The following is a 23,763-nucleotide window of genomic DNA, read 5'->3' on the forward strand; positions in this document are numbered from 1 at the left end:
GTCGCGCCGGCCGTGACTCACATATGGATAGCGCGCTTGGCTACTGCAAATGCAGCTTCCTTCACCGCCTCGGAGCGGGTCGGATGGGCATGGCAGGTGCGGGCCAGATCTTCGGCGGAACCGCCGAATTCCATCAGCACGCAGGCTTCATGGATCATTTCGCCGACTTCGCGGCCGATCATATGCACGCCGAGCACGCGATCGGTCTTCGCATCTGCGAGAATCTTCACGAAACCATCGGTGGTCTGGTTGACCTTGGAGCGGCCATTGGCCGTGAACGGGAACTTGCCGACATTGTAAGCGATACCGGCAGCCTTGAGCTCTTCCTCGGTCTTGCCGACGGCGGCGACTTCCGGCGTGGTGTAGACCACGCCCGGGATCACGTCATAGTTCACATGACCGGCTTGGCCTGCAAGAATCTCGGCGCAGGCAACGCCTTCGTCTTCCGCCTTGTGCGCCAGCATCGGGCCCGCGACGACGTCGCCGATAGCGTAGACGCCCTTCACGTTGCTCGAGAAGTGATGGTCGATCTTGACGCGACCGCGTTCATCGAGCTCGACACCTGCTTCCTTGAGGCCAAGCGCTTCGGTATAAGCGACGCGGCCGATCGCCACGAGAATCACGTCGGCTTCGATGGACTCGGCAGCGCCGCCCGCGGCTGGCTCGATCTGCGCCTTCAGTTTCTTACCGGACGTATCGACGCCGGTGACCTTGGCGCCGAGCTTGAAGGTCATGCCCTGCTTCTCGAGCATGCGCTGGAACTGCTTAGCGACTTCGCCATCCATGCCGGGCAGGATACGGTCGAGGAATTCCACGACGGTGACTTCGGCGCCGAGGCGGCGCCACACCGAGCCGAGTTCGAGGCCGATCACGCCGGCGCCGACCACGATCATCTTCTCCGGCACCTTGTCGAGGGACAGTGCGCCGGTCGACGACACGATGCGCTTCTCGTCGATCTCGATGCCCTTCAGCTTGGCGACGTCAGAGCCGGTAGCGATGACAATGTTCTTTGTCTCCAGCGTCTGGGCCTTGCCGTCGGCGCCGCTGACTTCGACCTTGCCGGTGCCGAGCACACGGCCGGTGCCCATCACGACGTCGATCTTGTTCTTCTTCATCAGGAATTCGACACCCTTGACGTTGCCGTCGATGCCTTGCTGCTTGAAGTTCATCAGCGCCGGAAGATCGAGCGTCGGGGCGGACACCTTGATGCCCATCTTGGCGAAGGAGTGGCCGGCTTCCTCAAAAAGCTCTGACGAATAGAGCAAAGCCTTCGAGGGCATGCAGCCGATGTTCAGGCAGGTGCCGCCCAGCGTGCTGTTCTTCTCGACGACGGCGACCTTCATGCCGAGCTGCGCCGCGCGAATCGCGCAGACATAACCGCCGGGTCCGGTGCCGATAACAACGAGGTCGTAAGAAGCCATGATGCAGTCCTGTATTGTCTTCAGATGATATGGGGTGTCAGAGCCTCAGCGGCCACCGGACACGTCGATAATGGTGGATGTGACGTAAGAAGCCTCGTCCGACAGTAACCAGACGATGGCATTGGCAACTTCATCCGCAGTGCCGACGCGCTTCATCGGTACGTTGACGGAAAGACGATGCGCGCGGTCCGGCTCGCCGCCTGACGCGTGAATATCGGTATCGATCAAACCCGGCCGAATGCCGGCAACGCGAACGCCTTCGGCTGCGACTTCGTGTCCCAATCCGATGGTGAAGGAATCGATCGCGCCCTTCGAGGCGGCATAGTCGACATAGGTGTTCGGCGCACCTAGTTTGGCGGCTACCGATGACAGATTGACGATGACGCCACCCTTGCCGCCATGCTTGGTCGACATCCGTTTCACGGCTTCGCGGGCGCAGAGAATGCTTCCGGTGACATTCACCGTCATCATGTTGGCGATGCGTTCGGCAGTCATCTGATCGACGCGGATGGAAGGGCCGACAATGCCGGCATTGTTGACCAGGGCGCCGAGAGGACCAAAGGCGTCCGCTGCCTTGAACAGCGCAAGAATGTCAGCCTCGGAGCCGACATCGCATTTCACCGCGATGGCCTTGCCGTTGGTCGCTTCGATCTTCGAAACGACCTCGTTGGCGGCGGCTTCGTTGCTGGCATAGCCGACGACGACCTTGAAGCCACGTGAGGCCGCCAGCAGCGCGGTGGAACGACCGATGCCGCGGCTTCCGCCGGTAATGATCACGACGTTGTCGCTCATGCGTCGCTCCCGGTGAGTGCGGCGTTGAAGGACCAGATGTGTCCGAACGGATCGCGAATGGTGCCGTAGCGGGCCCCCCAGAAAACATCCTGAGGCGCCATCACGACTTCTGCTCCCGATGTTTCCGCGCGGGCGATCGCGGCGTCGACATCTTCAGGCTTGGGCAGATTGATATTGATCGTCATGCCGGCGCCGCCGCGGGTCTGCGGCGACAGGATGTGGCCACCAAACTCGGGAAATTCGTCATGCAGCATAACTTCGCTGCCGAACATTTCGAGATTGGCGTGCATGACCCGCTTGCCGTCGTCGGCCATTGCGTGGAACGAACACTTCGCGCCAAGCGCCTTCTCATAGAAGGCAATGGCTTCAAGCCCACCCTTGACGCAAAGGTGGGCCTGAATTGGCGGAGGGTTCGGTCCGAACGCCATGGCGACCTCGGGTTAGAGATCCAGAACGAGACGGGCCGGATCTTCCAGGCTTTCCTTGACGCGAACGAGGAATGTCACGGCTTCCTTGCCGTCGATGACGCGGTGATCGTAGGACACCGCCAGATACATCATCGGGCGGATCTCGATCTTGCCGCCGACCACGACCGGACGTTCCTGGATCTTGTGCATGCCGAGGATGGCCGACTGCGGTGCGTTCAGGATCGGCGTCGACATCAGCGAGCCGTAGATGCCGCCATTGGTGATGGTGAAGGTGCCACCCTGCATTTCGTCGATCTTGAGCTGGCCGTCGCGGGCGCGCTTGCCGAAATCTGCAATGGTCTTTTCGATGTCGGAGATCGACTTGGTATCGCAGTCGCGCACCACGGGAACGACGAGGCCCTTGTCAGTGCCAACGGCAACGCCGACGTGATAGTAGTTCTTGTAGATCAGGTCGGAGCCATCGATCTCGGCATTCACGGCCGGAATATCCTTCAGCGCCTGCACGCAGGCCTTGGTGAAGAAGCCCATGAAGCCGAGCTTGGTGCCGTGCTTCTTCTCGAACACATCCTTGTACTGCGAGCGCAGCGCCATCACGTTGGTCATGTCGACCTCGTTGAAAGTCGTCAGCATCGCGGCGGTGTTCTGCACGTCCTTGAGGCGGCGCGCGATGGTCTGACGCAGGCGCGTCATTTTCACGCGCTCTTCGCGGGCAGCATCGTCAGCGGGTGACGGCGCACGTACCTGCACGGCGGCGGCAGACTGATTGATCGGCGTGGGTGCCGACGCAGCCTTTTCGATCGCAGCGAGCATGTCGCCCTTGGTCACGCGGCCATCCTTGCCCGAGCCGGGGACGGTGGCGGCATCGATGCCGCTCTCGGCCGAGATCTTGCGGACCGACGGCGCCAGCGGCGCATCGACGGGTGCAGACTTTTGAGCGGGAGCAGGCGTAGCAGCGGCGGGTGCGGCGGCCGGAGCCGGGGCAGCGGGCTTCGCGGGAGCTGCAGCCGGCTTGGCGCCGACGGCACCATCGGTGATCTGGCCGAGCAGTGCGCCGACGGCCACGGTCTCGCCGTCCTTGGCAACGATCTCGCCGAGCACGCCAGCGGACGGCGCGGGCACTTCGATTGTGACCTTGTCGGTCTCGAGTTCGACCAACGGCTCGTCAACGGCGACGGCATCGCCGGCCTTCTTGAACCAGCGGCCGATGGTGGCTTCCGTCACGGATTCGCCGAGCGTGGGAACGCGAATTTCAGTCATTGTCTATTTCCTCTTGTGGCGTGGCGACCCGCTCGGTCATTCCTGCCTGAACTTGAAATCGATGGGGATATGCGAACGCCCCGCGGGTGCGGGGCATTCGCCAATAGAATGGAGGCTTAGCCGAGCGCTTCGTCGAGGAAGGCCTTGAGCTGGGCGAGATGCTTGGACATCAGGCCGGTGGCGGTCGCTGCCGAAGCAGCGCGGCCGGCATAACGCGGACGCTTGTGGGTGGCGTTGATCTGGTTGAGCACCCATTCAAGATACGGTTCGATGAAGTGCCAGCCGCCCATGTTGCGCGGCTCTTCCTGACACCAGACGAATTCCGCACCCTTGAAGCGGGTCAACTCCTGCACCAGCGTCTTCAGCGGCACCGGATAGAGCTGCTCGATGCGCATCAGGTAGACGTCGTCGATGCCGCGCTTCTCGCGCTCCTCGTAGAGGTCGTAATAGACCTTGCCGGAGCACAGCACGACGCGACGGATCTTGTTGTCGGCAGTGAGCTTGATCTTCTCGTCCGGCAGCTTCTCCGCATCGTCGAACAACACGCGATGGAACGAGGTGTCGGCGCCGAGTTCGCTCAGCTTCGACACCGCACGCTTGTGGCGCAGCAGCGACTTCGGCGTCATGACGATCAGCGGCTTGCGAATCTCACGCTTCAACTGACGACGCAGCATGTGGAAGTAGTTGGCCGGAGTGGTCGGATAGACCACCTGCATGTTGTCTTCCGCGCACATCTGCAGGAAACGCTCAAGGCGTGCGGAGGAATGCTCCGGGCCCTGGCCTTCATAGCCGTGCGGCAGCAGGCAGACGAGGCCCGACATACGCAGCCACTTGCGTTCGCCCGAGGAGATGAACTGGTCGAACAGCACCTGTGCGCCGTTGGCGAAGTCGCCGAACTGCGCTTCCCAGATGGTCAGCGCCTTCGGCTCGGCCAGCGAGTAGCCGTATTCGAATCCGAGCACGGCTTCTTCGGACAGCAGCGAGTTGATGACCTCGTAGTGACCCTGGTCGGGCTTGAGGTGGTTGAACGGCGTGTAGCGGCTTTCGTCTTCCTGGTCGAACAGCACCGAATGGCGCTGCGAGAAGGTGCCGCGCTCCGAGTCCTGGCCGGACAGCCGGACATGGTGGCCTTCTTCCATCAGGGTACAGAATGCCAGCGCCTCGCCGGTCGCCCAGTCGATGCCTTCGCCACTGTCGATCGCCTTGGCGCGGGTGTCGAGGAAACGCTGCACCGTGCGGTGAACGCGGAAACCATCGGGCACCTTGGTGATCTTGGCGCCGATCTCCTTCAGCGTCTTGACGTCGACGCCGGTCACGCCGCGACGGGGATCTTCCTCCTGGTCGGCATATTTGAAGCCGGCCCACTTGCCGTCGAGCCAGTCAGCCTTGTTCGGCTTGTAGCCGGCGCCGGCTTCGAGCTCGGCATCAAGACGGGCGCGCCAGTCGGCCTTCGCCTTGTCGACTTCGCCTTCGGTCATCACGCCATCGGCGATGATGCGCTTGGCATAGATATCCAGCGTCGACTGATGCGCGCCGATCTTCTTGTACATCACCGGCTGGGTGAACGCCGGCTCGTCGCCTTCGTTATGGCCGTGGCGGCGATAGCAGAACATGTCGATGACGACAGGCTTGTGGAACTTCTGCCGGAACTCGATCGCGATCTTGGCGGCGAACACCACCGCTTCCGGATCGTCGCCGTTCACATGGAAGATCGGAGCATCGATCATCTTCGCAACGTCGGACGGATAGGGCGACGAACGGGAGTAACGCGGATAGGTGGTGAAGCCGATCTGGTTGTTGACGATGAAGTGGATCGAACCGCCGGTGCGATAGCCCTTCAGGTCCGACAGCGCGAAGCATTCCGCAACCACACCCTGACCTGCGAAGGCCGCATCGCCATGCATCAGCAGCGGCAGCACTGAAATACGCTGGTCCGGTGGATCACCATTCTGGTCCTGCTTGGCGCGGACCTTTCCGAGCACCACGGGATCGACGATTTCAAGATGCGACGGGTTCGCCGTCAGCGATAGGTGGATATTGTTGTTGTCGAACTCGCGATCCGACGAGGCGCCGAGGTGATACTTGACGTCACCCGAGCCTTCGACCTCGTCCGGATTGGCCGAACCGCCCTTGAATTCATGGAACAGCGCGCGGTGCGGCTTGCCCATCACCTGGGTCAACACATTGAGGCGACCGCGATGTGGCATGCCGACGACGATGTCACGGACACCCAGGCTGCCGCCGCGCTTGATGATCTGTTCCAGCGCCGGGATCAGTGATTCGCCGCCGTCGAGGCCGAAGCGCTTGGTACCGGTGAACTTGACGTCGCAAAACTTCTCGAAGCCGTCGGCTTCGACCAGCTTCTGGAGGATGGCGCGGCGGCCTTCCGGCGTGAAGCTGATTTCCTTGTCCGGGCCTTCGATACGTTCCTGGATCCACGCCTTCTGCGCGCGGTTGGAAATGTGCATGAACTCGACGCCGAGGGTCTGGCAGTAGGTGCGCTGCAGGATCGCAACGATCTCACGCAGCGTGCCGTATTCGAGGCCGATGACGTTATCGAGGAAGATCTTGCGGTCGTAGTCGGCATCGGTGAAGCCGTAGGAGCGCGGATCGAGTTCCTCGTGATCCTTCTGGCCTTCGATGCCCAGCGGATCGAGATTGGCGTGGAAATGGCCGCGCATGCGGAAGGCGCGGATCAGCATCAAGGCGCGCACCGAATCGCGCGTCGCCTGATTGATGTCGCCGGTCGGGGCGGCAGCACCGGGCTGCGCGGTCTTGGCGGCGAGCTTGGCACTCATCACCTTCTCGACCTGGGCCCAGTTGCCGTCCATGGCGGAGGTCAGGTCGTCCTTCGGCGTCAGCGGCCAGTTGGCCTTCTCCCAGGACGGGCCTTCGGCGTTCTTCTGAACGTCGGCGGGCGAGTCCTTCAGGCTCTTGAAGAACTCCTGCCACTCGGCATCGACCGAGGAGGGGTCCTTTTCGTAACGGGCATAGAGTTCGTCGATGTAAGTGGCGTTTGCGCCTTGCAGAAATGAGGAGAGTGCAAAGGCGGCGTTCGCGTCCTGGCGAGACATGATGGCGTCCTGATTTGGTATCGCGCGGAAATTTTAACGAGGGCTGATCCGGTTGCCGGACCATCCTAAAGTCGAGCGAGCTTCTACCCTATTTAATCCGAATGTGCGCCCTGAAAAGCACGAAGAACTGAATATTTCGTCAATTCTTTGTGCGCGAGATTTTGTCCGCTGATTTCAGTCGACGACACTGAGGTCTTCCTTGGCCAAAGCGGCGGCGCCGCCTTGCAGTCCGGCGCGTCGGGTGCGGCGGATTTTGGGCGGTCCGCAGGCCTCGTCGAGCAGGGCATTGGCGGCCATGCCGGCGGCGTCTGCCACGGTCGGATCGCGGGTCACCATGGCGGCGACGATGGCGCCGTCCATCAAGAGGCCGATCTGGTGCGCGAGAAAGTCCGGCTTCTTGGCGCCGGCGGCCTCGGCCAGTCCGGAGATGTGCTTGAGAATGAATGATTTATGCCGGATCGTGATGTCGCGCAGCCGGGTCTCGTCCTTGGCGTGCTCGCCGACTGCATTGATGAAAACACAGCCATAATAGGTCTCTTCGGCAAACCAGCTCTTCAGCGCGGGGAAGATCGAATCCAGCTTTTCGCGCGGGGTTTTGGCGCGTTCCACGGCCGCAATGAACCAGCCGCGCCAGGTCTCGCTCTCAGCCCTGAGCACGGCGTCGACCAGATCGTCCTTGGATTTGAAGTTCTTGTAGAGCGTGGTTTTGGCCGTGCCGGCCTCGCTGACGATGGCGTCGATACCGGTGGCATTGATGCCATTTTTGCAGAACAGCCTTGTCGCCGCGACCATCAGCCGCTCGCGCGGCGTCACCTGCGGAACACTGCTTTCGACGGCCTGCGGCATCGCATCGGTCATGCCCTGTCATATGTCATGCCGCGCGCGACGTGCAAGCGATCATCGGTTCCTGACCAATATTCGAGCGGGCAAACGCCGGCTTGGCGCGTTAAGCGGCAGTCTGGCCGTCGACCTATTTTGCGCCATTCACCCAACCAACTGATATCGCGGTGCTTTCAGGCTTCGCGCTCACTGGCATGCTTTCTGCAAAGATACAGAACGTTCTGTATCTATCCATTGTCCAAGGGAGAAACCAAATGACTGCTGTTGCCGCCAAAACCGCCCTGACCGGCTGCCTTGCGCCGATCGACAAAGGCGGGCTCGAACAGCTGATCGCCAACGGCAAAGCCAATCCCAATGTCATCAAGACGCTGAAGTGCAAGACGGTGGCCGAGGGCAAGTTCCGCCACGCCAACTACATCCGCAACCTGCCGCCTTACATCGTCGATGAGCCGCCGGCGCTGCTCGGCGACGACACTGCGCCGAATCCGTCAGAGGCGTCATTGGCGGCGCTTGGCTCCTGCATCGCCGTCGGTCTGCACGCCAATGCCGTGCATCGTGGCTGGACCGTCAACAAACTCGAACTGCAGCTCGAAGGCGATCTCAACATCACAGCTGTCTGGGGCACCGGCGATATCAGCGAGAAGCCGGTCGGTTTTACCGATGTGCGTATCAAGGTCGACATGGAATGCGAAGGCGTTCCGCAGGCCGAGATCGATGCGCTGATCGATCATGTCAAGAAGTGGTCGCCCGTCGCCAACACCTTCACGCGTCCGGTCAATCTCGAAGTCTCTGCCTGAATGTGAGGTCGCGCGGTCGCAGCGATGCGGCCGCAACTTCTCTCTTCCTTGCGCGTGACGGAGATCGACATGACCACGACGGCAGTGCTGCGGAAATCGGATGATGTTGAGGTGACGGATGACACGCCGTCGCTTGTCGAACGAATGGCCGCCGTCGCGCGCACGGATCTTTCACCGATCGCTTTGGAGATCGATGAAGGCACGATCTATCCCGATCGGGCGCTGCGCCGTCTCGGGGAGGTCGGTGCCTGGTCCGCACATGCTGATCTCGGTGAAACCATCGCGGGCATCACCACCATCGGCGAGACCTGCGGCTCCACGGCCTTCATGGCGTGGTGCCAGAACACGCTGGTCTGGTACATTCTCAACTCCGACAACGCCGCGCTGAAGGCGAAGTATCTGAGCGATGCCGCAAGCGGCAAACTGCTCGGCGGCACCGGCCTCTCCAATCCGATGAAGAGCTTCTTTGGCATCGAGAAGCTCAAGCTGAAAGGTCGCCGCACGGATGGCGGCTATATCGTGCGCGGTGCGCTGCCATGGGTGTCGAATCTCGGCCCCGACCATATGTTCGGCACCATCTTCGAACTCGATGACGGCTCCGGCGAGAAGGTGATGTTCCTCGCCGAATGCGCCGACGAGAATCTCTCGCTGACGCCATGCAAGCCGTTCCTCGCGATGGATGGCACCGGCACCTACGCCGTGCAATTTCGCGACGTCTTCATTCCAGACGATCAGGTGCTCGCGGCGCCGGCGATGCCTTTCGTGAAGAGAATTCGCGCCGGGTTCATCCTGATGCAGATGGGCATGGGCCTCGGGCTGGTGCGCGATTGCGTTGCTATCATGCATAGCGTCAAGCCGTCGCTCGCCCACGTCAATTGCTTCCTGCCGCAGCAGCCCGAGGATTTCGCCGGGCTTCTCGCGAAAATGGAGGCCGAGACGATGATGCTCGCCGCCACACCCTTTGACACGAGCAATGCCTATTGGCGTAGCGTCGTCGAACTGCGTCTGCGCGCCGGCGACGCCGCCGTCGCCGCAGCCCATGCAGCGATGCTGCATTGTGGCGCGCGCGGCTATCTCAAATCGCACCGCGCCCAGCGCCGACTGCGCGAAGCCTATTTCGTGGCGATCGTCACCCCCGCCACCAAGCAGCTCAGAAAAATGCTCGCAGACAATGCGCGCGAATATCAGGGAGACCAGGGCGGGGCGTGATCCCGATCATGCAAATGATCCCGATCACGCGAACGGAAAGCGAATTGACTTAAGTCACGGTGAAACGACAGGCGATCCAGCACAAACGACTCAACAACGACGGTTCAACACAGTGGAGGCTTTCAATGGCTGAAGTTCTCATTTCCGCAGACGACCTCGTCACGTTCATGAAGTCAGAACCTTGTGTCATCATCGACACGCGCAATCCCGACGCCTATGCGGCCGGGCATATCCCCGGCGCCGTCAATCTCCATGAGATCTTTACGTTCCTCGCCACCTCGACGCCGGAAGGCATGGACGAGCTGAAGAAGAAGTTCGCGGCGGCCTTCGGCGGTGCCGGCCTGTCCGGCAGCGAGACTGCGGTGATCTACGAACAGTCGATGAATTCGGGCTTCGGCCAGTCCTGCCGCGGCTACTTCCTGCTGGAGTTTCTCGGCTATCCCAGGATCAAGGTTCTGCATGGCGGCTTTGAAGCCTGGACCATGAAGGGCCTGCCGACCACCACGGATGTTCCGACGCCGACAGCAGCATCCTTCGCGATCAAGTCGGAAGCCGGTTCGATCCTGATCGACGCGGCCACCATGCAGGCCGCACTCGACAATCCGTCGATCGCGATCCTCGACGTGCGCGATGTCGATGAATGGATCGGCGAAAGCTCGTCGCCCTATGGCAAGGATTTCTGCCCGCGTATGGGCCGCATTCCCGGCGCGGTCTGGATCGAGTGGTACCGCATGATGAAACCGACGTCGGAAGGTCCGCGCTTCAAGTCGAAGAACGAGATTCTCGCCGAATGCGCCACTGTCGGCATCACGCCGTCGACCACTGTCTATCTTTACTGCTTCAAGGGCGCACGCGCGTCGAACACGTTTCTCGCGCTAAAGAACGCCGGCGTGGCTGATGTCCGGATGTATTTTGGTTCGTGGAACGAATGGTCGCGCGATACGAAGTATCCAATCGAGGAAGGTTTGCCGCTGGTTGGCGAGAAGCAGGCGCAGGCGGCGTAGAACTCCATTGTCCTCGCCCGGCCGGGCGCGCAATTGCGCGCTTTGACCGGGCGATCCAGTCAGCGTGTCAAAACAAAAGGCCCGCTCTCACGAGCGGGCCTTTCTCATTCTCAGCGCTTTTGAGCTCAGCTTAGCCCTTCAGCACATCCACCAGCGTGGTGCCGAGGCGGGCCGGCGACGGCGAGACGCGGATGCCGGCGGCTTCCATGGCTGCGATCTTCGACTGGGCGTCACCCTTGCCGCCCGACACGATGGCGCCGGCGTGGCCCATGCGACGGCCGGGAGGTGCGGTGACGCCGCCGATGAAGCCGACCATCGGTTTCTTGCGGCCGCGCTTGGCTTCGTCCTTGATGAACTGTGCCGCGTCCTCTTCCGCCGAACCACCGATTTCGCCGATCATGATGATCGAGGTGGTCTTGGGGTCGGCCAGGAACATCTCGAGCACGTCGATGAATTCGGTGCCCTTGACCGGATCGCCGCCGATGCCAACCGCCGAGCTCTGGCCGAGGCCGGCCTGGGTGGTCTGGAACACGGCTTCATAGGTCAGCGTGCCGGAGCGCGACAGGATGCCGACGCTGCCGGGCTTGAAGATGTTGGCCGGCATGATGCCGATCTTCGATTCGCCAGCGGTGACGACGCCCGGGCAGTTCGGCCCGATGAGGCGTGACTTGGAGCCGGACAGCGAGCGCTTGACGCGCACCATGTCGAGCACCGGAATGCCTTCGGTGATGCAGACGATCAGCGGGATTTCCGCGTCGATGGCTTCGCAGATCGCGTCCGCAGCACCCGGCGGCGGCACATAGATCACCGACGCATCGGCGCCGGTCTTGTCGCGGGCCTCGGCCACGGTGTCGAACACCGGCAGGCCGATATGGGTGGAGCCGCCTTTGCCCGGCGAGGTGCCGCCGACCATCTTGGTGCCGTAGGCAATCGCCTGTTCGGAGTGGAAGGTGCCGTTCTTGCCGGTAAAGCCCTGGCAGATGACCTTGGTGTTCTTGTCGATCAGGACGGACATCGGCTTACTTTCCCTTCACGGCGTTGACGATCTTCTGAGCGGCGTCGTCGAGATCGTCGGCGGGCAGAACGTTGAGACCGGATTCACGGATGATCTTCTTGCCTTCCTCGACATTGGTACCTTCGAGGCGGACAACCAGTGGCACCTGGAGGCCGACAGCCTTCACTGCGGCGACAACGCCGGCAGCGATGACGTCGCATTTCATAATGCCGCCGAAGATGTTGACCAGGATGCCCTTCACGTTCGGATCGGCAGTGATGATCTTGAACGCTGCGGTCACCTTCTCCTCGGAAGCACCGCCACCGACGTCGAGGAAGTTGGCCGGGCTTTCGCCATACAGCTTGATGATGTCGAGCGTGGCCATTGCGAGGCCCGCGCCGTTGACCATGCAGCCGATGGTGCCGTCGAGCGCGATGTAAGCGAGGTCATATTTCGACGCCTCGATTTCCTTGGCGTCTTCTTCGGTCGTGTCGCGCAGCGCGACGATTTCCGGGTGACGATACAGCGCGTTCGAGTCGAACGACATCTTGGCATCGAGGCACTTCAGCTCGCCCTGCTTGGAGATGATCAGCGGATTGATCTCCAGCATGTCCATGTCCTTGGCGATGAATGCGGTGTAGAGCTGCGACACCAGCTTCTCGGCCTGCTTGGCGAGATCGCCCTTGAGGCCAAGCGCCTGAGCCACGGTGCGGCCGTGGTGGCCCATCACGCCGGTGGCCGGATCGACCGAGAAGGTCACGATCTTGTCCGGGGTGTTATGCGCGACTTCCTCGATGTTCATGCCGCCTTCGGTCGAGACGACGAAAGCAACGCGCGAGGTTTCACGGTCGACGAGCAGCGAGAGGTAGAATTCCTTTTCGATGTCCGAGCCGTCTTCCAGATAGATCCGGTTGACCTGCTTGCCCGCGGGGCCGGTCTGTTCGGTCACGAGGGTCGCGCCGAGCATTTCCTTGACGAACTGCTTGGTCTCGTCGATCGATTTGGCGAGGCGGACGCCGCCCTTGTCGCCGGCCGATGCTTCCTTGAACTTGCCCTTGCCGCGGCCGCCGGCGTGGATCTGGCTCTTCACCACCCACAACGGACCGCCGAGCTGTTTGGCGGCAGCTTCAGCTTCCTCGGCCTTGAGGATTGGCACGCCCTTGGAAACGGGCACGCCGAATTCCTTCAGCACGGCCTTCGCCTGATATTCATGGATATTCATAAGTTGCTCCCGAACCCCGGATGGTGAACTTGGAATTCACGTCATTTTCTTTGAACTGGCATACCGTATACCAAGCATGCTGCAAGTCAAAGCCGACGATAATTCCGTGTGACGGACGAATTGGCTGAGGGGTTCGTTGCAGTGTTTGCCAACGTCGTCAAATGCAAAACCGGCACCCAGAGGGTGCCGGTGAAGTGAGCTTGATCTTAGCCGAGCAGGTCGGGTGCGATCTTCTTGCAGGCGTCCATCAGGCCGACCACCGAAGCTACCGACTTGTCGAAGCCTTCCTTGTCCTTGCCGAGGAGTTCGATCTCGACGATGCGCTCGACACCCTTGGCGCCGATCACGACGGGAACGCCGACATACATGTCCTTGACGCCGTATTCACCGTTCAGGTGCACGGCGCAGGGCAGAACGCGCTTCTTGTCCTTGAGGTAGCTCTCGGCCATCGCGATGGCCGAAGCGGCCGGAGCGTAGAAGGCCGAACCGGTCTTCAGCAGGTTGACGATCTCGGCGCCGCCGTTACGGGTACGGTCGACGATTTCGTCGATGCGGGCCTGCGAGGTCCAGCCCATCTTCACGAGGTCGGGCAGCGGGATGCCGGCAACGGTCGAATACTTGACCAGCGGAACCATGGTGTCGCCGTGGCCACCGAGCACGAAAGCGGTGACGTCTTCGACCGACACATTGAATTCATCGGCCAGGAAGTAGCGAAAGCGCGCCGAGTCCAGCACGCCGGCCATGCCGACGACCTTGTTTGCCGGCAGGCCGCAAGCCTTCTGCAGCGCCCAGACCATCGCATCGAGCGGGTTTGTGATGCAGATGACGAAGGCATTCGGGGCGTACTTCTTGATGCCTGCGCCAACCTGCTCCATCACCTTGAGGTTGATCGAGAGCAAGTCGTCGCGGCTCATGCCCGGCTTGCGCGGCACGCCGGCGGTGACGATGATGACGTCCGAACCTTCGATCGCCTCATAGGAGTTGGCGCCGGTCAGCTTGGAGTCGAAGCCGTCGACCGGTGAGGACTGCGCGAGATCGAGCGATTTGCCCTGCGGCACACCTTCCGCAATGTCGAACATCACGACGTCGCCGAGTTCTTTCAGGCCGACGAGGTGAGCAAGTGTTCCGCCGATCTGACCAGAACCAATCAATGCGATTTTGTTACGCGCCATGGGAAATCTATCCTTTAAGCCCGAAGGGGTAGGGAGGGAGCAGGAAATGCTGACAGGCTGGTTATCCCTTTCGCGGACACCGTTCAAGTCGGAGCCTGCCCAATTGTCGAGCGCCGGCCTGCAATGCAAATTATTATGAGTGAACTGGAAATTGGAATCGCTCGCGAAAGTACCGATTCCGCTTTGATATCCATCTGATTGCGCGCGTCAGGTTTCGACCAGGCCCGTGGTGGCGCCTGACGCGGTGGAATCGCTGCGGCCATGGGGTAGGGCCAGATATGTTTCAGAGCCCATCTCGAACAGGCGCGAGGCGGTTCGTGCGAATTCCATCGCCTCGAAGCCTTCGCTGGCCTGATACAGCGCGTGCGGTTCGCCGGCCGCCGAGGCCATCAGCTTCACGGCATTGTCATAGAGCGTGTCGATGAGTGCGATGAAGCGTTTGGCGGCGTTGCGGTCGCCGTAGTCCATCATCGGAATATGTTCGATGAACAGCGTGTGATAGTCGTGCGCCAGTTTCAGATAGTCTGACGCGCCAAGCGGCTTCTCGCAGAGATCGCCAAATGAAAACCGGGCCACGCCCTGCGCTTCCAGGGGAACACGCAGCGTGCGGCCCTTGATCGAGATATCACGCGACTTTGCGGGTGCGCCGCCCGTGAGCTTTGCCCAGGCCTTGTCGAGCGCAGCCTTTGCTGCATCATCGTCCGGCACCAGCCAGCTCTTTACGCCGGCCAGTTTTTCCAATCGATAGTCGGTGCGTGAATCCAGCTTGCGCACCTCCATATGATCTTCGATCTGTTTGATGAACGGCAAGAACAGCGCGCGGTTGAGCCCGCCTTTGTAGAGATTGACGGGTTCGACATTGGACGTCGCGAAGACGACGGTGCCGAGTTCGAACAGCCGTGCGAACAGTCGGCCGAGGATCATCGCATCGGCGATGTCGGTGACGTGAAATTCGTCGAAGCAGAGGAGCCAGGCTTCGTCGAAGATCGAATTCGCCGTCAGCGCGATGACATCGCCGTCGGGGAGCTCGCCGCTCGCGATTTTCTGGCGAAAATTATAGATGCGCTCATGGGTGTCGGCCATGAACTCATGGAAATGAGCGCGACGCTTGTGCGTGACCGCGCTGGCTTCGAAGAACAGGTCCATCAGCATGGTCTTGCCGCGGCCGACCTCGCCATGGACGTAGAGACCGCGCGGCGGTTGCATATCCTTGTCGCCGAACAGGCGTCCAAAGAAGCCCTGCTTGCGCGGTGGCTTATAAGTGGACAGCGCAACGTCGAGCGCCGCGATGGCCTCGACGGCGCCGGCCTGCGCCGGGTCAGCCTCGATAGCGCCGGAGGCAACGAGGGCTTGATATTGTTCGCGGAAGGATTGCGGAGGGCTGGACGACATGGGGCCCTAACGGCCCCATGCGCCCGGAAAATGCAAGATGCGAATTGGTCGAAGCGGATATGCGCTCATGCGCAGAGCGCGTAGGAATCCTCGACCAGATAAGGGCCGCCGCCCGTGGATGCCCGCGAGGAGAACAGCACGAAGCGCGAGGCGGTGAAGATCTTCGTCGGGAAGTAGCCGCGCACCGAAAGATAGTCGGCGACGTCGCGGTCGCAGGAATCGCGCAGTCGGGCCAGCGTGACATGCGGCGTGAATTTGCGGCCCTCGGGCTCGAGCCCGCAGCGGCGCACCAGCCGTTCCAGTTCGGATTGCAGTTCAAGCAGCGGACGGCTCGGCTCGACCGCAGCGACGACAGCGCGGGGTTTCTTGCCGCCGAAGCTCGAAAGGCCACGCACCGCGACCTCGAAGGGTCTGCGCTCCACGCGTGACATCAGATCAGCGATTTCGTTGGCGGAAACGCCATCGATATCGCCGATGAAGCGAAGCGTGACATGATAATTTTCGGGATCGATCCAGCGTGCGCCTGGCAGGCCGCCACGCAAATTGGCCAATGTCTGGCCGATCTCGGCTGGTATCTCCAGTCCGGCGAACAAACGCGGCATAGTCAGCTCCTCTTTGCCGGGGCGCGATTTTCGCCGAAAGGTGCTGACTACGGTGTGCTTACGCACGCCCGCACCCCTCGGCGAAAATCATGCCCGAACAAACGAGCCGGTGACGAATCACCGATGTCTTTTTTTACCCGACTTCTGTGACTCTGCGAAGCAGATGCCGCGCTCGGTGCATGAAGGTTCCGTGAAAAACCGTCATTAAGGTTGAGGCTGCCTGTTTCTCAACTGCGTTGCCCAGCGATCGTGCCGACAAATGCCTCGACGCTGGGCAGGATGTTTTTCACGACGATGTCGACGCCATCCGCTGTCGGATGCATCGCGTCGGCCTGGTTGAGTTTACTGTCACCGGCGACGCCTTCGAGAAAGAACGAATAGAGCGGCACGCCAAATTGCTTGGCGAGATCCGGATAGATCGAATTGAACTTTTCCGCATAGTCGGCGCCGTAGTTCGGCGGTGCCACCATGCCGCAGAGAAGCACGGCGATGTTGCGGGCCTTCAGCCGCGTCAGAATCTCGGTGAGCGCCGCACGCGGGACCTTCGGATCGGTGCCGCGCAGCGCGTCGTTGGCGCCGAGTTCGACGATCACGCCCTGCGTCCCCTCGGGCACCGACCAGTCGAGCCGCCCGAGGCCGCCCGAGGTGGTATCCCCGGATACACCCGCATTGATCATCTCGACCTCTATCCCCTTGTCCTTCAGGGACTTTTGTAGCCGGACCGGAAACGCGGCTGCCGCCGGCAGGCCATAACCTGCGCTCAGGGAGTCCCCCAGCACGACCAGTTTGACGGGCTTGGCCGTGCCGGTGGCGGCCGTCTGCGCCGTAGCGGTGGGGATCGGAAGTGCGACCGTCAGCCCGGCGACGACCAGCCACATAAACGTGCGCAGCAGCCCCTCGACCGCCGCAAACGAAGTGCCATATGAAGCTCGCATGGATACTTTCATTGAAGCCTCATCATCGGCCGGCGTTTCGCCGGACACCATTTCAATCTCTAACATCAACCTCTCGCTCGGCACCGGCGCCGCGCGTGTGCATATCCTCAAGGATATCAGCCTGCGCGTCGGATCGGGTGAAGCGATCGGGCTGATTGGCCCGTCGGGCTCCGGCAAGTCCACGCTGCTGATGGTGATGGCGGGGCTGGAGCGTCCTGACTCCGGTCAGGTGGTGGTCAATGGCACCTCTTTCAATGATCTCGATGAGGACGGATTGGCGCGGTTTCGTGGCCGTCATGTCGGCATCGTCTTCCAGTCCTTTCACCTGATCCCGACCATGACGGCGCTGGAGAATGTCGCGGTACCGCTGGAGCTGGCAGGTCATCCCGACCCAGCCGGCCGTGCGGCGCGCGAGCTGGAAGCGGTCGGTCTCGGCGCCCGTCTGCATCACTATCCGACCCAGCTTTCCGGTGGCGAGCAGCAGCGCGTCGCGCTGGCGCGCGCATTGGCGCCGGATCCTGCGATCCTGGTCGCCGACGAGCCGACCGGCAATCTCGACGAATCCACCGGCGGCCAGATCGTCGATCTCTTGTTCGCGCAGCACGCGCAGCGCGGCATGACGCTGGTGCTGGTGACTCACGACAATACGCTGGCGCATCGCTGCGACCGCGTGGTGCGATTACGTTCCGGCCGGATCGATGGGCCCGCCACCGAGCGCAACTGGGTCGAGACGGCCTGATCCGATGACCATCACCGAGACCATTCCTAACAGCCGAGGCCCGTCGCTGGCGTTGCGTTACGCTTTCCGCGAGATGCGCAGCGGCCTGCGCGGCTTCTACGTTTTCATCGCCTGCATCGCGCTGGGCGTCATGGCCATCGCAGGCGTTGGCTCGGTCGCGGCAAGTTTGGGCGAGGGCGTGGCGCGCGAAGGCCGTACGCTGCTCGGCGGCGACGTGGCATTCTCGCTGATGCAGCGTGAGGCCAAGCCGGAAGAACTCGCCTTCTTGCGCGCACGCGGTGCGGTGTCGGTTGCCGCAACGCTGCGCGGCATGGCGCGCGCGCCGGACGGCAATCTTGCGCTTGTTGAGATCAAGGCCGTCGATGGCAGCTATCCCTTGCTCGGCAAGGCGACCCTGGCGCCGGACATGCCGATGAGCGATCTGCTCGCCGAACGTGACGGGGCCTATGGCGCCGCGACGGATACGACATTGATGGCCCGGCTAGGCCTCAAGGTTGGTGACCGCCTCACGGTCGGTAATGCGACGTTCGAGCTTCGCAGCGAAATTTCAGCGGAGCCCGACAAACTCGCTGGCGGTGTCGGGTTCGCGCCGCGTTTCCTCACCAGTGAGGACGCTCTGCGCGCCACCAAGCTTCTGCAGCCCGGCAGTCTGGTGCGCTGGATCTATCGTGTTCGCCTGCCGGACACCGTTTCCGGCGATCGCGCTGCCAAGGCGCTGGCTGACGATGCGCGTGCCCAATTGCCGCAAGCCGGCTGGGAAATCCGTTCGCGCGACAACGCGTCGCCGCAGCTTGAGCGTACCATCACGCGATTCACCCAGTTCCTGACATTGGTCGGCCTCGCGTCCCTGCTGGTCGGCGGCGTCGGCGTCGCCAATGCCGTGAAGAGCCATATTGATCGCCGCCGCGATGTCATCGCGTCGTTGAAAGCGCTTGGCGCGACTGGCCGCGACGTATTCGCGATCTACCTCACCCAGGTACTGGTGCTGGCGGTGATCGGCTCGCTGATCGGTATGGTGGTCGGTGCGTCCTTGCCGTTTGCCATTGTCGGCCTGTTCGGCAAGCTGCTGCCGCTGCCGGTGGTGCCGGCGCTTCATCTCGGTGAGCTGGCATTGTCGTTGCTGTACGGGCTGCTGACGGCGCTGGCCTTCGGCCTATGGCCCTTGGCGCGCGTACACGACGTGCCGGTTGCGGCGCTGTTTCGTGATGCGGCACTGACGGAATCGCACCGGCCGAAGCTGCGCTATATGCTCTGGATGGCACTCGTGGTCGGGCTACTGATCGCGGTGGTGGTCGGGCTCGCTTACGACAAACGTGTCGCTGCCGTATTTGTGGTGTCGTCGATGGTCGTGTTCGCCTTGCTGCGCGGTATCGCCGGCGCATTGATGGCTTTTGCGCGCAAATTACCGCGGCCGAGCATGACCATGCTGCGGCTGGCTATTGCCAATATCTACCGGCCGGGCGCGCTGACGCCGTCGGTGGTGATGTCGCTCGGGCTCGGCCTGACGGTGCTAGTGACCGTCACCCAGATCGACGGCAATCTGCGCCGGCAGTTCATGGCAGCGCTGCCGGAGAAGGCGCCGTCGTTCTATTTCATCGACATTCCCTCCACCGAGGCAGACCGCTTCAGCGCGTTTCTCAGGGAGAAGCAGCCGCAGTCGACCGTCGAGGATGTGCCGATGTTGCGCGGCCGGATCGTTGCCGCGCGCGGCGTCAAGGCGGAAGACCTCAAACCGTCATCCGATGCCGAATGGGTGCTGCAGAGCGACCGTGGCCTCAGTTACACCAACGAGGTTCCGCGTGGCTCCAAGCTGGTCGAGGGCGAATGGTGGGCACCCGACTATAGCGGGCCGCCACTGGTGTCGTTCGAGAAGAAGCTGGCCGACGGGCTCGGGCTCAAGCTCGGCGACGAGGTCACCGTCAATGTGCTCGGCCGCGATATCACCGCCAGGATCGGCAATATGCGGTCCGTCGACTGGCAGAGCCTCGGCATCAATTTCGTGCTGGTGTTCTCGCCCAATACCTTCCGTGGTGCGCCGCATACCCATATTGCCACGCTGACCGAACCGAAGTCCGATCCCTCCCAGGACGCCGGTCTGGTCAAGGCGGTGGCCGACGCATTCCCAATGATCACCACCGTCCGGGTCCGAGAAGCGCTCGACACTGTGGGATCGGTTGTCACAAATCTCGTGCTGGCGATCCGCGGTACCAGCGCGGTGACGCTGCTCTCGGCCATTCTCGTGCTCGGTGGCGCGCTGGCCGCCGGTCACCGGCATCGCGTCTATGACGCCGTTATCCTCAAGACCCTCGGCGCCACGCGTGCGCGGCTTCTGGGTGCCTATGCACTCGAATATCTGATGATCGGCCTGGCCACGGCGGTGTTTGGGGTCATCGCCGGCTCGGTGGCGGCGTGGCTGATCGTCACGCGCCTGATGACGCTGAGCTTCGTCTGGCAGGCTGGCAGCGCGGCTGGCGTCGTGCTGGCGGCGCTAATTGTCACAGTGGGCCTGGGCCTGGTGGGTACGTTGGTAGCCTTGAACCAGAAGCCTGCCACCGTGTTACGGAATTTGTGACCTGTTTTGACACGAAGCAGCCTTTGCGCGGGCTGATTCGTGCAAAATGACTGAGAAATCGCCAAGCTTGCGTCAGGCTGAAAGTTTACCAGGATGCCTGAATACAAATCGGAGCGACATTCCGCCACGCGTGGAAGCTTGCAGCGAATGTGTTAGTTTACCACATACCCTTTGGGTCAGACATCGAGTGCAGATGACGTCGATTTTTTATGAAATCGAGTTTAGTGTCAGGAAGCGCAGATATCTGGGATATAATTTGAACCGGCGACGCGAACCCTTTGCGATCAGCCGGACAACATCGAGGTTTCGACCATGTCGGATCTAGACCGTAACTATGCTTCCCCCTTCGGCCGGGCCGGCGCGCGCGATGCCGCTGCCGTGGACGCCGGACTGCGCTCCTACATGCTGCGCATCTACAACTACATGACGATCGGTCTGGCCATCACCGGCCTGGCTGCTCTCGGCGTGTACATGGCGGCTGTCACGACCGATCCGTCGGGCGCTGCTGCCCGGATCGGTAGCTCCTACCTGACGCCGTTCGGCTATGCGATGTTCGTGAGCCCGCTGAAGTGGGTGTTCATCCTGGCGCCTCTGGTCATGGTGTTCGCCATCTCGTTCGGCATCAACCGGCTGAAGCCGGCCACCGCGCAACTGCTGTTCTGGGCCTTCGCGGCTCTGATGGGCATCTCGCTGTCGTCGATCTTCCTCGTGTACACGCACACATCGATCGTGCGGGTGTTCTTCATTACCGCTGCCTCGTTCGGTGCGCTGAGCCTTTACGGCTACACTACCAAGCGTGACATGACGGGCATGGGCTCGTTCCTGCTGATGGGCCTGTTCGGCATCATTATCGCGAGCGTCGTGAACATCTTCGTGGCGTCGTCGATGCTGCAGTTCATCGTGTCGGTTGTCGGCGTGCTGATCTTCGCAGGCCTCACTGCCTACGATACCCAGCGGTTGAAGAACGACTACATCTACGGTTACGCCTCGCAGGGCGGCGATATCGCCGAGCGCGCGGCGATCACCGGTGCCCTGTCGCTCTACTTGAACTTCATCAACCTGTTCACGCTGCTGCTGCAGCTGCTCGGACAGCGCGAATAAGCTCAGAGCATAGAGAAGATCTTAGCCCCGGCCGAAAGGCCGGGGCTTTTCTTTTGGGTGGAGCAAAAATAGTCTCAGCGCCATGTCCGATATTGAAATCAGGCCCGCCACGGCGGCAGATCTGCCCGCGATCACCGCGATCTATGCCGAGGCGGTGCAGTTCGGCACGGCCACGTTCGAACTGATCTCGCCAGATTTGGCCGAGATGACGCGGCGTTTCGAGGGGATGGTGAGCGGGGGCTATCCGTATCTCGCGGCTGTGCTGGAAGGCCGGGTTGTCGGCTATGCCTATGCCAGCGCGCATCGCCCGCGACCGGCCTATCGCTTTACCGTCGAGAATTCGATTTATCTCGATCCGAAAGCCCAACGGCGAGGCGTTGGCGGCAAACTTCTCGCGCGGCTGATCGCCGAATGCGAGAGCCGCGGCTACCGCCAGATGGTCGCCGTGATCGGTGACAGCGCGAATGCCGGCTCCATCGCGGTTCATCGCAATGCCGGATTTCAGATGGTTGGGGTGCATACCGATGTCGGGTTCAAGTTCGATCGCTGGCTTGATACCGTTTCGATGCAGCTCGCACTTGGCGACGGCGCCCGCACGCTTCCCTGACGCTCAGCGAATCGATTACACCACCGCCAGCTTGCGATCGATCACCAGGAGCACGCGGTCGAGTTCCTGGCCGCGGCGCAGAATCATGCCGCTGGCCGAAATCACGCTATACATGCCCTGCTTGCGCGCCAGTCGCGGATCTTTCTCGATGCGATAGAGCGGCACTTCCGACGAGCGGCGGAACACCGAGAACACCGCGCGGTCGCGCAGAAAGTCGATGGCGTAATCGCGCCACTCACCGTCGGAGACCATACGGCCGTACAGGTTGAGGATGCGGCTGAGCTCAAGGCGATTGAAGCTGACGACGGGCGCGGCGGCGGCAGAGCCCGTCGCCGCGCGATTCTCGGTGGGCTCAGTATCTCCCGGAATCACATTCATGCAGCGCCTCCTGTCATATCGTCGACATGATCGCGCCGACCGCGGTCCTCTGCAAGGGCCGATCCGCAGGGCTGATGGTAGAAATTTCCCGTCACGGGAACGTCAGGTGAATCTTATTGCCGCCAAATTTTGGCCCATCGGGCGCCCTTCTGGATTGCGACAAGAAGATACTGCGTCGGGTCCGGTTCTTCCGGTCTCGGATTCCTCAGCCCCCAGCCCCCCGCGGTCGTTGGGATCGGACCCTGCGCAGGAAGTTAATCCCCACTGGGCCAACGCAAGTTGGTCCTTTTCTTTTTGGTGGATGCTTTTGCGAGACCATCAAACGTCATTGCGATAGGCGAAGCGACGAAGCAATCCAGTCTTCGCCGAGGGCTCACAATGGTGCGGGCATGCCACGCGTAAGTGCAGCAGCAGCCGAAGTTATCAATCTGAAGACTTACTGCAGCGACGTATAGGCCGCGCCGCGCATCGCGCCGGGCTTGTCGCGTGTGCCGTCTTGCACATAAACGACGGCGGCATCGACACCATCCCTGGAGATGTTCTCCAGCGGCAGCGTCCAGTTGGCGGCGTTGCCGGTCCAGTCACCGACCTTCAGCCAGTTCCGGACGACATTGTAGTAGGTCAGTTGCTTGCCGCGATTCTCGCCGCGCCCGACCGTGATCGGCACTGCCTTCGACACGGAACAGATCCAGACTTCGCCATGCGCCGTATCCGGCGCATTGCTCGATGCGGCAACGGACACGTTGACGTGTTTGCCGGAAACCGACATCGACACCGGCACCGTCATCACGGTGCCTTTCTTGGTTTCGCTGATCGCGCCCTGGATACGATCGGCATCGCTGCCGATCACCTGAGTGGCGCCGTTGACGACGACTTGCGGCGTGTAGACGTCGCGATCGCCGCGCATCTGTGAATAGGCCTTCTGCCGCGCGCTGAAACGCGAGTCGGCCAGCGTGTCCTTCCAGCCCAGGTAGTCCCAGTAGTCGATCGGCATGCTCAATGCGATCACCGACGGGTCTTTGGCGAGGTCGCCGATGATCTTGTCTGCAGGCGGGCAGGACGAGCAACCTTGCGAGGTAAACAGCTCCACCACGGCCCTAGGCTGGGCCAGCGCGCTACCGCTTGCTGCAATGGCGGCGCACACGCTGAGCGCGCCGGTCCACTGCGATATGCCGCCAAAGGATTTCATGAGGTTTTGCCACGCTCGAGGTGAGACACATAACAGAC

Annotated in this window: 21 protein-coding genes; 7 read left to right on the forward strand and 14 right to left on the reverse strand. The window is 61.8% G+C overall.

Annotated features, from left to right (window positions below; translation table 11 throughout):
- Window positions 1–17: 17 nt before the first annotated feature.
- From lpdA to AB7951_RS28480, 6 genes are all read right to left on the reverse strand, one after another.
- Complete coding sequence (gene lpdA, locus AB7951_RS28455) at window positions 18–1,421, reverse strand: dihydrolipoyl dehydrogenase (RefSeq protein ID WP_120287627.1); 1,404 nt, start codon at window positions 1,419–1,421, stop codon at window positions 18–20.
- 45 nt (window positions 1,422–1,466) lie between these two features.
- The gene (locus tag AB7951_RS28460) at window positions 1,467–2,213 is read right to left on the reverse strand and encodes an SDR family oxidoreductase (protein WP_120287626.1); all 747 of its coding nucleotides are present in this window, start codon (window positions 2,211–2,213) and stop codon (window positions 1,467–1,469) included.
- Window positions 2,210–2,641 (reverse strand): VOC family protein, encoded by a 432-nt coding sequence (locus AB7951_RS28465; RefSeq protein ID WP_120287625.1) that lies wholly within the window; start codon window positions 2,639–2,641, stop codon window positions 2,210–2,212. Before AB7951_RS28465 ends, AB7951_RS28460 begins: the two co-directional genes overlap by 4 nt.
- A 12-nt stretch (window positions 2,642–2,653) precedes the next feature.
- A complete protein-coding gene (gene odhB / locus AB7951_RS28470) occupies window positions 2,654–3,898 on the reverse strand; it encodes a 2-oxoglutarate dehydrogenase complex dihydrolipoyllysine-residue succinyltransferase (protein ID WP_120287624.1) in 1,245 nt (414 codons plus the stop codon).
- Window positions 3,899–4,014: 116 nt separating this feature from the next.
- Window positions 4,015–6,972, reverse strand: coding sequence for a 2-oxoglutarate dehydrogenase E1 component (locus AB7951_RS28475; RefSeq protein WP_120287623.1), 2,958 nt, complete (start codon window positions 6,970–6,972; stop codon window positions 4,015–4,017).
- 174 nt (window positions 6,973–7,146) lie between these two features.
- On the reverse strand, window positions 7,147–7,830 hold the full coding sequence (locus AB7951_RS28480; RefSeq protein WP_120287622.1) for a TetR/AcrR family transcriptional regulator: 684 nt from the start codon (window positions 7,828–7,830) through the stop codon (window positions 7,147–7,149).
- 236 nt (window positions 7,831–8,066) lie between these two features.
- Here AB7951_RS28480 and AB7951_RS28485 point away from each other — a divergent pair, with 236 nt between their 5' ends.
- The 3 genes from AB7951_RS28485 to AB7951_RS28495 all read left to right on the forward strand — a co-directional run bounded on the left by AB7951_RS28485 (window position 8,067) and on the right by AB7951_RS28495 (window position 10,822).
- Window positions 8,067–8,609 carry an OsmC family protein gene (locus tag AB7951_RS28485; RefSeq protein WP_120287621.1) on the forward strand — a complete coding sequence of 181 codons (543 nt, stop codon included), beginning with the start codon at window positions 8,067–8,069 and terminating at the stop codon, window positions 8,607–8,609.
- Window positions 8,610–8,678: 69 nt separating this feature from the next.
- On the forward strand, window positions 8,679–9,818 hold the full coding sequence (locus AB7951_RS28490) for an acyl-CoA dehydrogenase family protein (protein WP_158596731.1): 1,140 nt from the start codon (window positions 8,679–8,681) through the stop codon (window positions 9,816–9,818).
- Window positions 9,819–9,943: 125 nt separating this feature from the next.
- Entirely contained in the window at window positions 9,944–10,822 is an 879-nt protein-coding gene (locus AB7951_RS28495) for a rhodanese-like domain-containing protein (RefSeq protein ID WP_120287619.1), read from the forward strand.
- A gap of 130 nt (window positions 10,823–10,952) precedes the next feature.
- Here AB7951_RS28495 and sucD read toward each other — a convergent pair whose 3' ends face one another.
- The 6 genes from sucD to AB7951_RS28525 form a co-directional block, all read right to left on the reverse strand.
- The gene (gene sucD, locus AB7951_RS28500; RefSeq protein WP_093757749.1) at window positions 10,953–11,837 is read right to left on the reverse strand and encodes a succinate--CoA ligase subunit alpha; all 885 of its coding nucleotides are present in this window, start codon (window positions 11,835–11,837) and stop codon (window positions 10,953–10,955) included.
- A gap of 4 nt (window positions 11,838–11,841) precedes the next feature.
- The gene (sucC, locus tag AB7951_RS28505) at window positions 11,842–13,038 is read right to left on the reverse strand and encodes an ADP-forming succinate--CoA ligase subunit beta (RefSeq protein ID WP_089263274.1); all 1,197 of its coding nucleotides are present in this window, start codon (window positions 13,036–13,038) and stop codon (window positions 11,842–11,844) included.
- Between the two features lie 206 nt (window positions 13,039–13,244).
- A complete protein-coding gene (mdh, locus tag AB7951_RS28510; RefSeq protein WP_068730094.1) occupies window positions 13,245–14,210 on the reverse strand; it encodes a malate dehydrogenase in 966 nt (321 codons plus the stop codon).
- A 207-nt stretch (window positions 14,211–14,417) separates the two neighbouring features.
- Window positions 14,418–15,602, reverse strand: coding sequence for a cell division protein ZapE (gene zapE, locus AB7951_RS28515; RefSeq protein ID WP_120287618.1), 1,185 nt, complete (start codon window positions 15,600–15,602; stop codon window positions 14,418–14,420).
- A 65-nt stretch (window positions 15,603–15,667) separates the two neighbouring features.
- On the reverse strand, window positions 15,668–16,204 hold the full coding sequence (gene thpR, locus AB7951_RS28520; protein WP_089263280.1) for an RNA 2',3'-cyclic phosphodiesterase: 537 nt from the start codon (window positions 16,202–16,204) through the stop codon (window positions 15,668–15,670).
- A gap of 227 nt (window positions 16,205–16,431) precedes the next feature.
- Window positions 16,432–17,139, reverse strand: coding sequence for an arylesterase (locus AB7951_RS28525; RefSeq protein ID WP_120287617.1), 708 nt, complete (start codon window positions 17,137–17,139; stop codon window positions 16,432–16,434).
- Here AB7951_RS28525 and AB7951_RS28530 point away from each other — a divergent pair.
- The 4 genes from AB7951_RS28530 (at window position 17,138) to AB7951_RS28545 (ending at window position 22,158) form a co-directional block, all read left to right on the forward strand.
- A complete protein-coding gene (locus AB7951_RS28530) occupies window positions 17,138–17,878 on the forward strand; it encodes an ABC transporter ATP-binding protein (RefSeq protein ID WP_089263284.1) in 741 nt (246 codons plus the stop codon). The genes AB7951_RS28525 and AB7951_RS28530 overlap by 2 nt on opposite strands.
- A gap of 4 nt (window positions 17,879–17,882) precedes the next feature.
- Window positions 17,883–20,450, forward strand: coding sequence for an ABC transporter permease (locus tag AB7951_RS28535; RefSeq protein WP_120287616.1), 2,568 nt, complete (start codon window positions 17,883–17,885; stop codon window positions 20,448–20,450).
- Window positions 20,451–20,762: 312 nt separating this feature from the next.
- Complete coding sequence (locus AB7951_RS28540) at window positions 20,763–21,551, forward strand: Bax inhibitor-1/YccA family protein (protein ID WP_089263288.1); 789 nt, start codon at window positions 20,763–20,765, stop codon at window positions 21,549–21,551.
- A gap of 82 nt (window positions 21,552–21,633) precedes the next feature.
- On the forward strand, window positions 21,634–22,158 hold the full coding sequence (locus tag AB7951_RS28545; RefSeq protein WP_120287615.1) for a GNAT family N-acetyltransferase: 525 nt from the start codon (window positions 21,634–21,636) through the stop codon (window positions 22,156–22,158).
- Window positions 22,159–22,173: 15 nt separating this feature from the next.
- Here the strand turns inward: AB7951_RS28545 and AB7951_RS28550 are convergent, their stop codons facing one another.
- Both AB7951_RS28550 and AB7951_RS28555 read right to left on the reverse strand, forming a co-directional pair.
- On the reverse strand, window positions 22,174–22,536 hold the full coding sequence (locus AB7951_RS28550) for a DUF2794 domain-containing protein (RefSeq protein ID WP_089263291.1): 363 nt from the start codon (window positions 22,534–22,536) through the stop codon (window positions 22,174–22,176).
- A 436-nt stretch (window positions 22,537–22,972) separates the two neighbouring features.
- Window positions 22,973–23,725: a DUF1223 domain-containing protein gene (locus AB7951_RS28555; protein WP_089263293.1), complete on the reverse strand. Its 753-nt coding sequence runs from the start codon at window positions 23,723–23,725 to the stop codon at window positions 22,973–22,975.
- Between the last annotated feature and the right edge of the window lie 38 nt (window positions 23,726–23,763).

It is taken from the genome of Tardiphaga sp. 285_C5_N1_2, assembly GCF_052076065.1.
In the GTDB taxonomy this organism is placed as follows: Bacteria; Pseudomonadota; Alphaproteobacteria; order Rhizobiales; family Xanthobacteraceae; genus Tardiphaga; species Tardiphaga robiniae.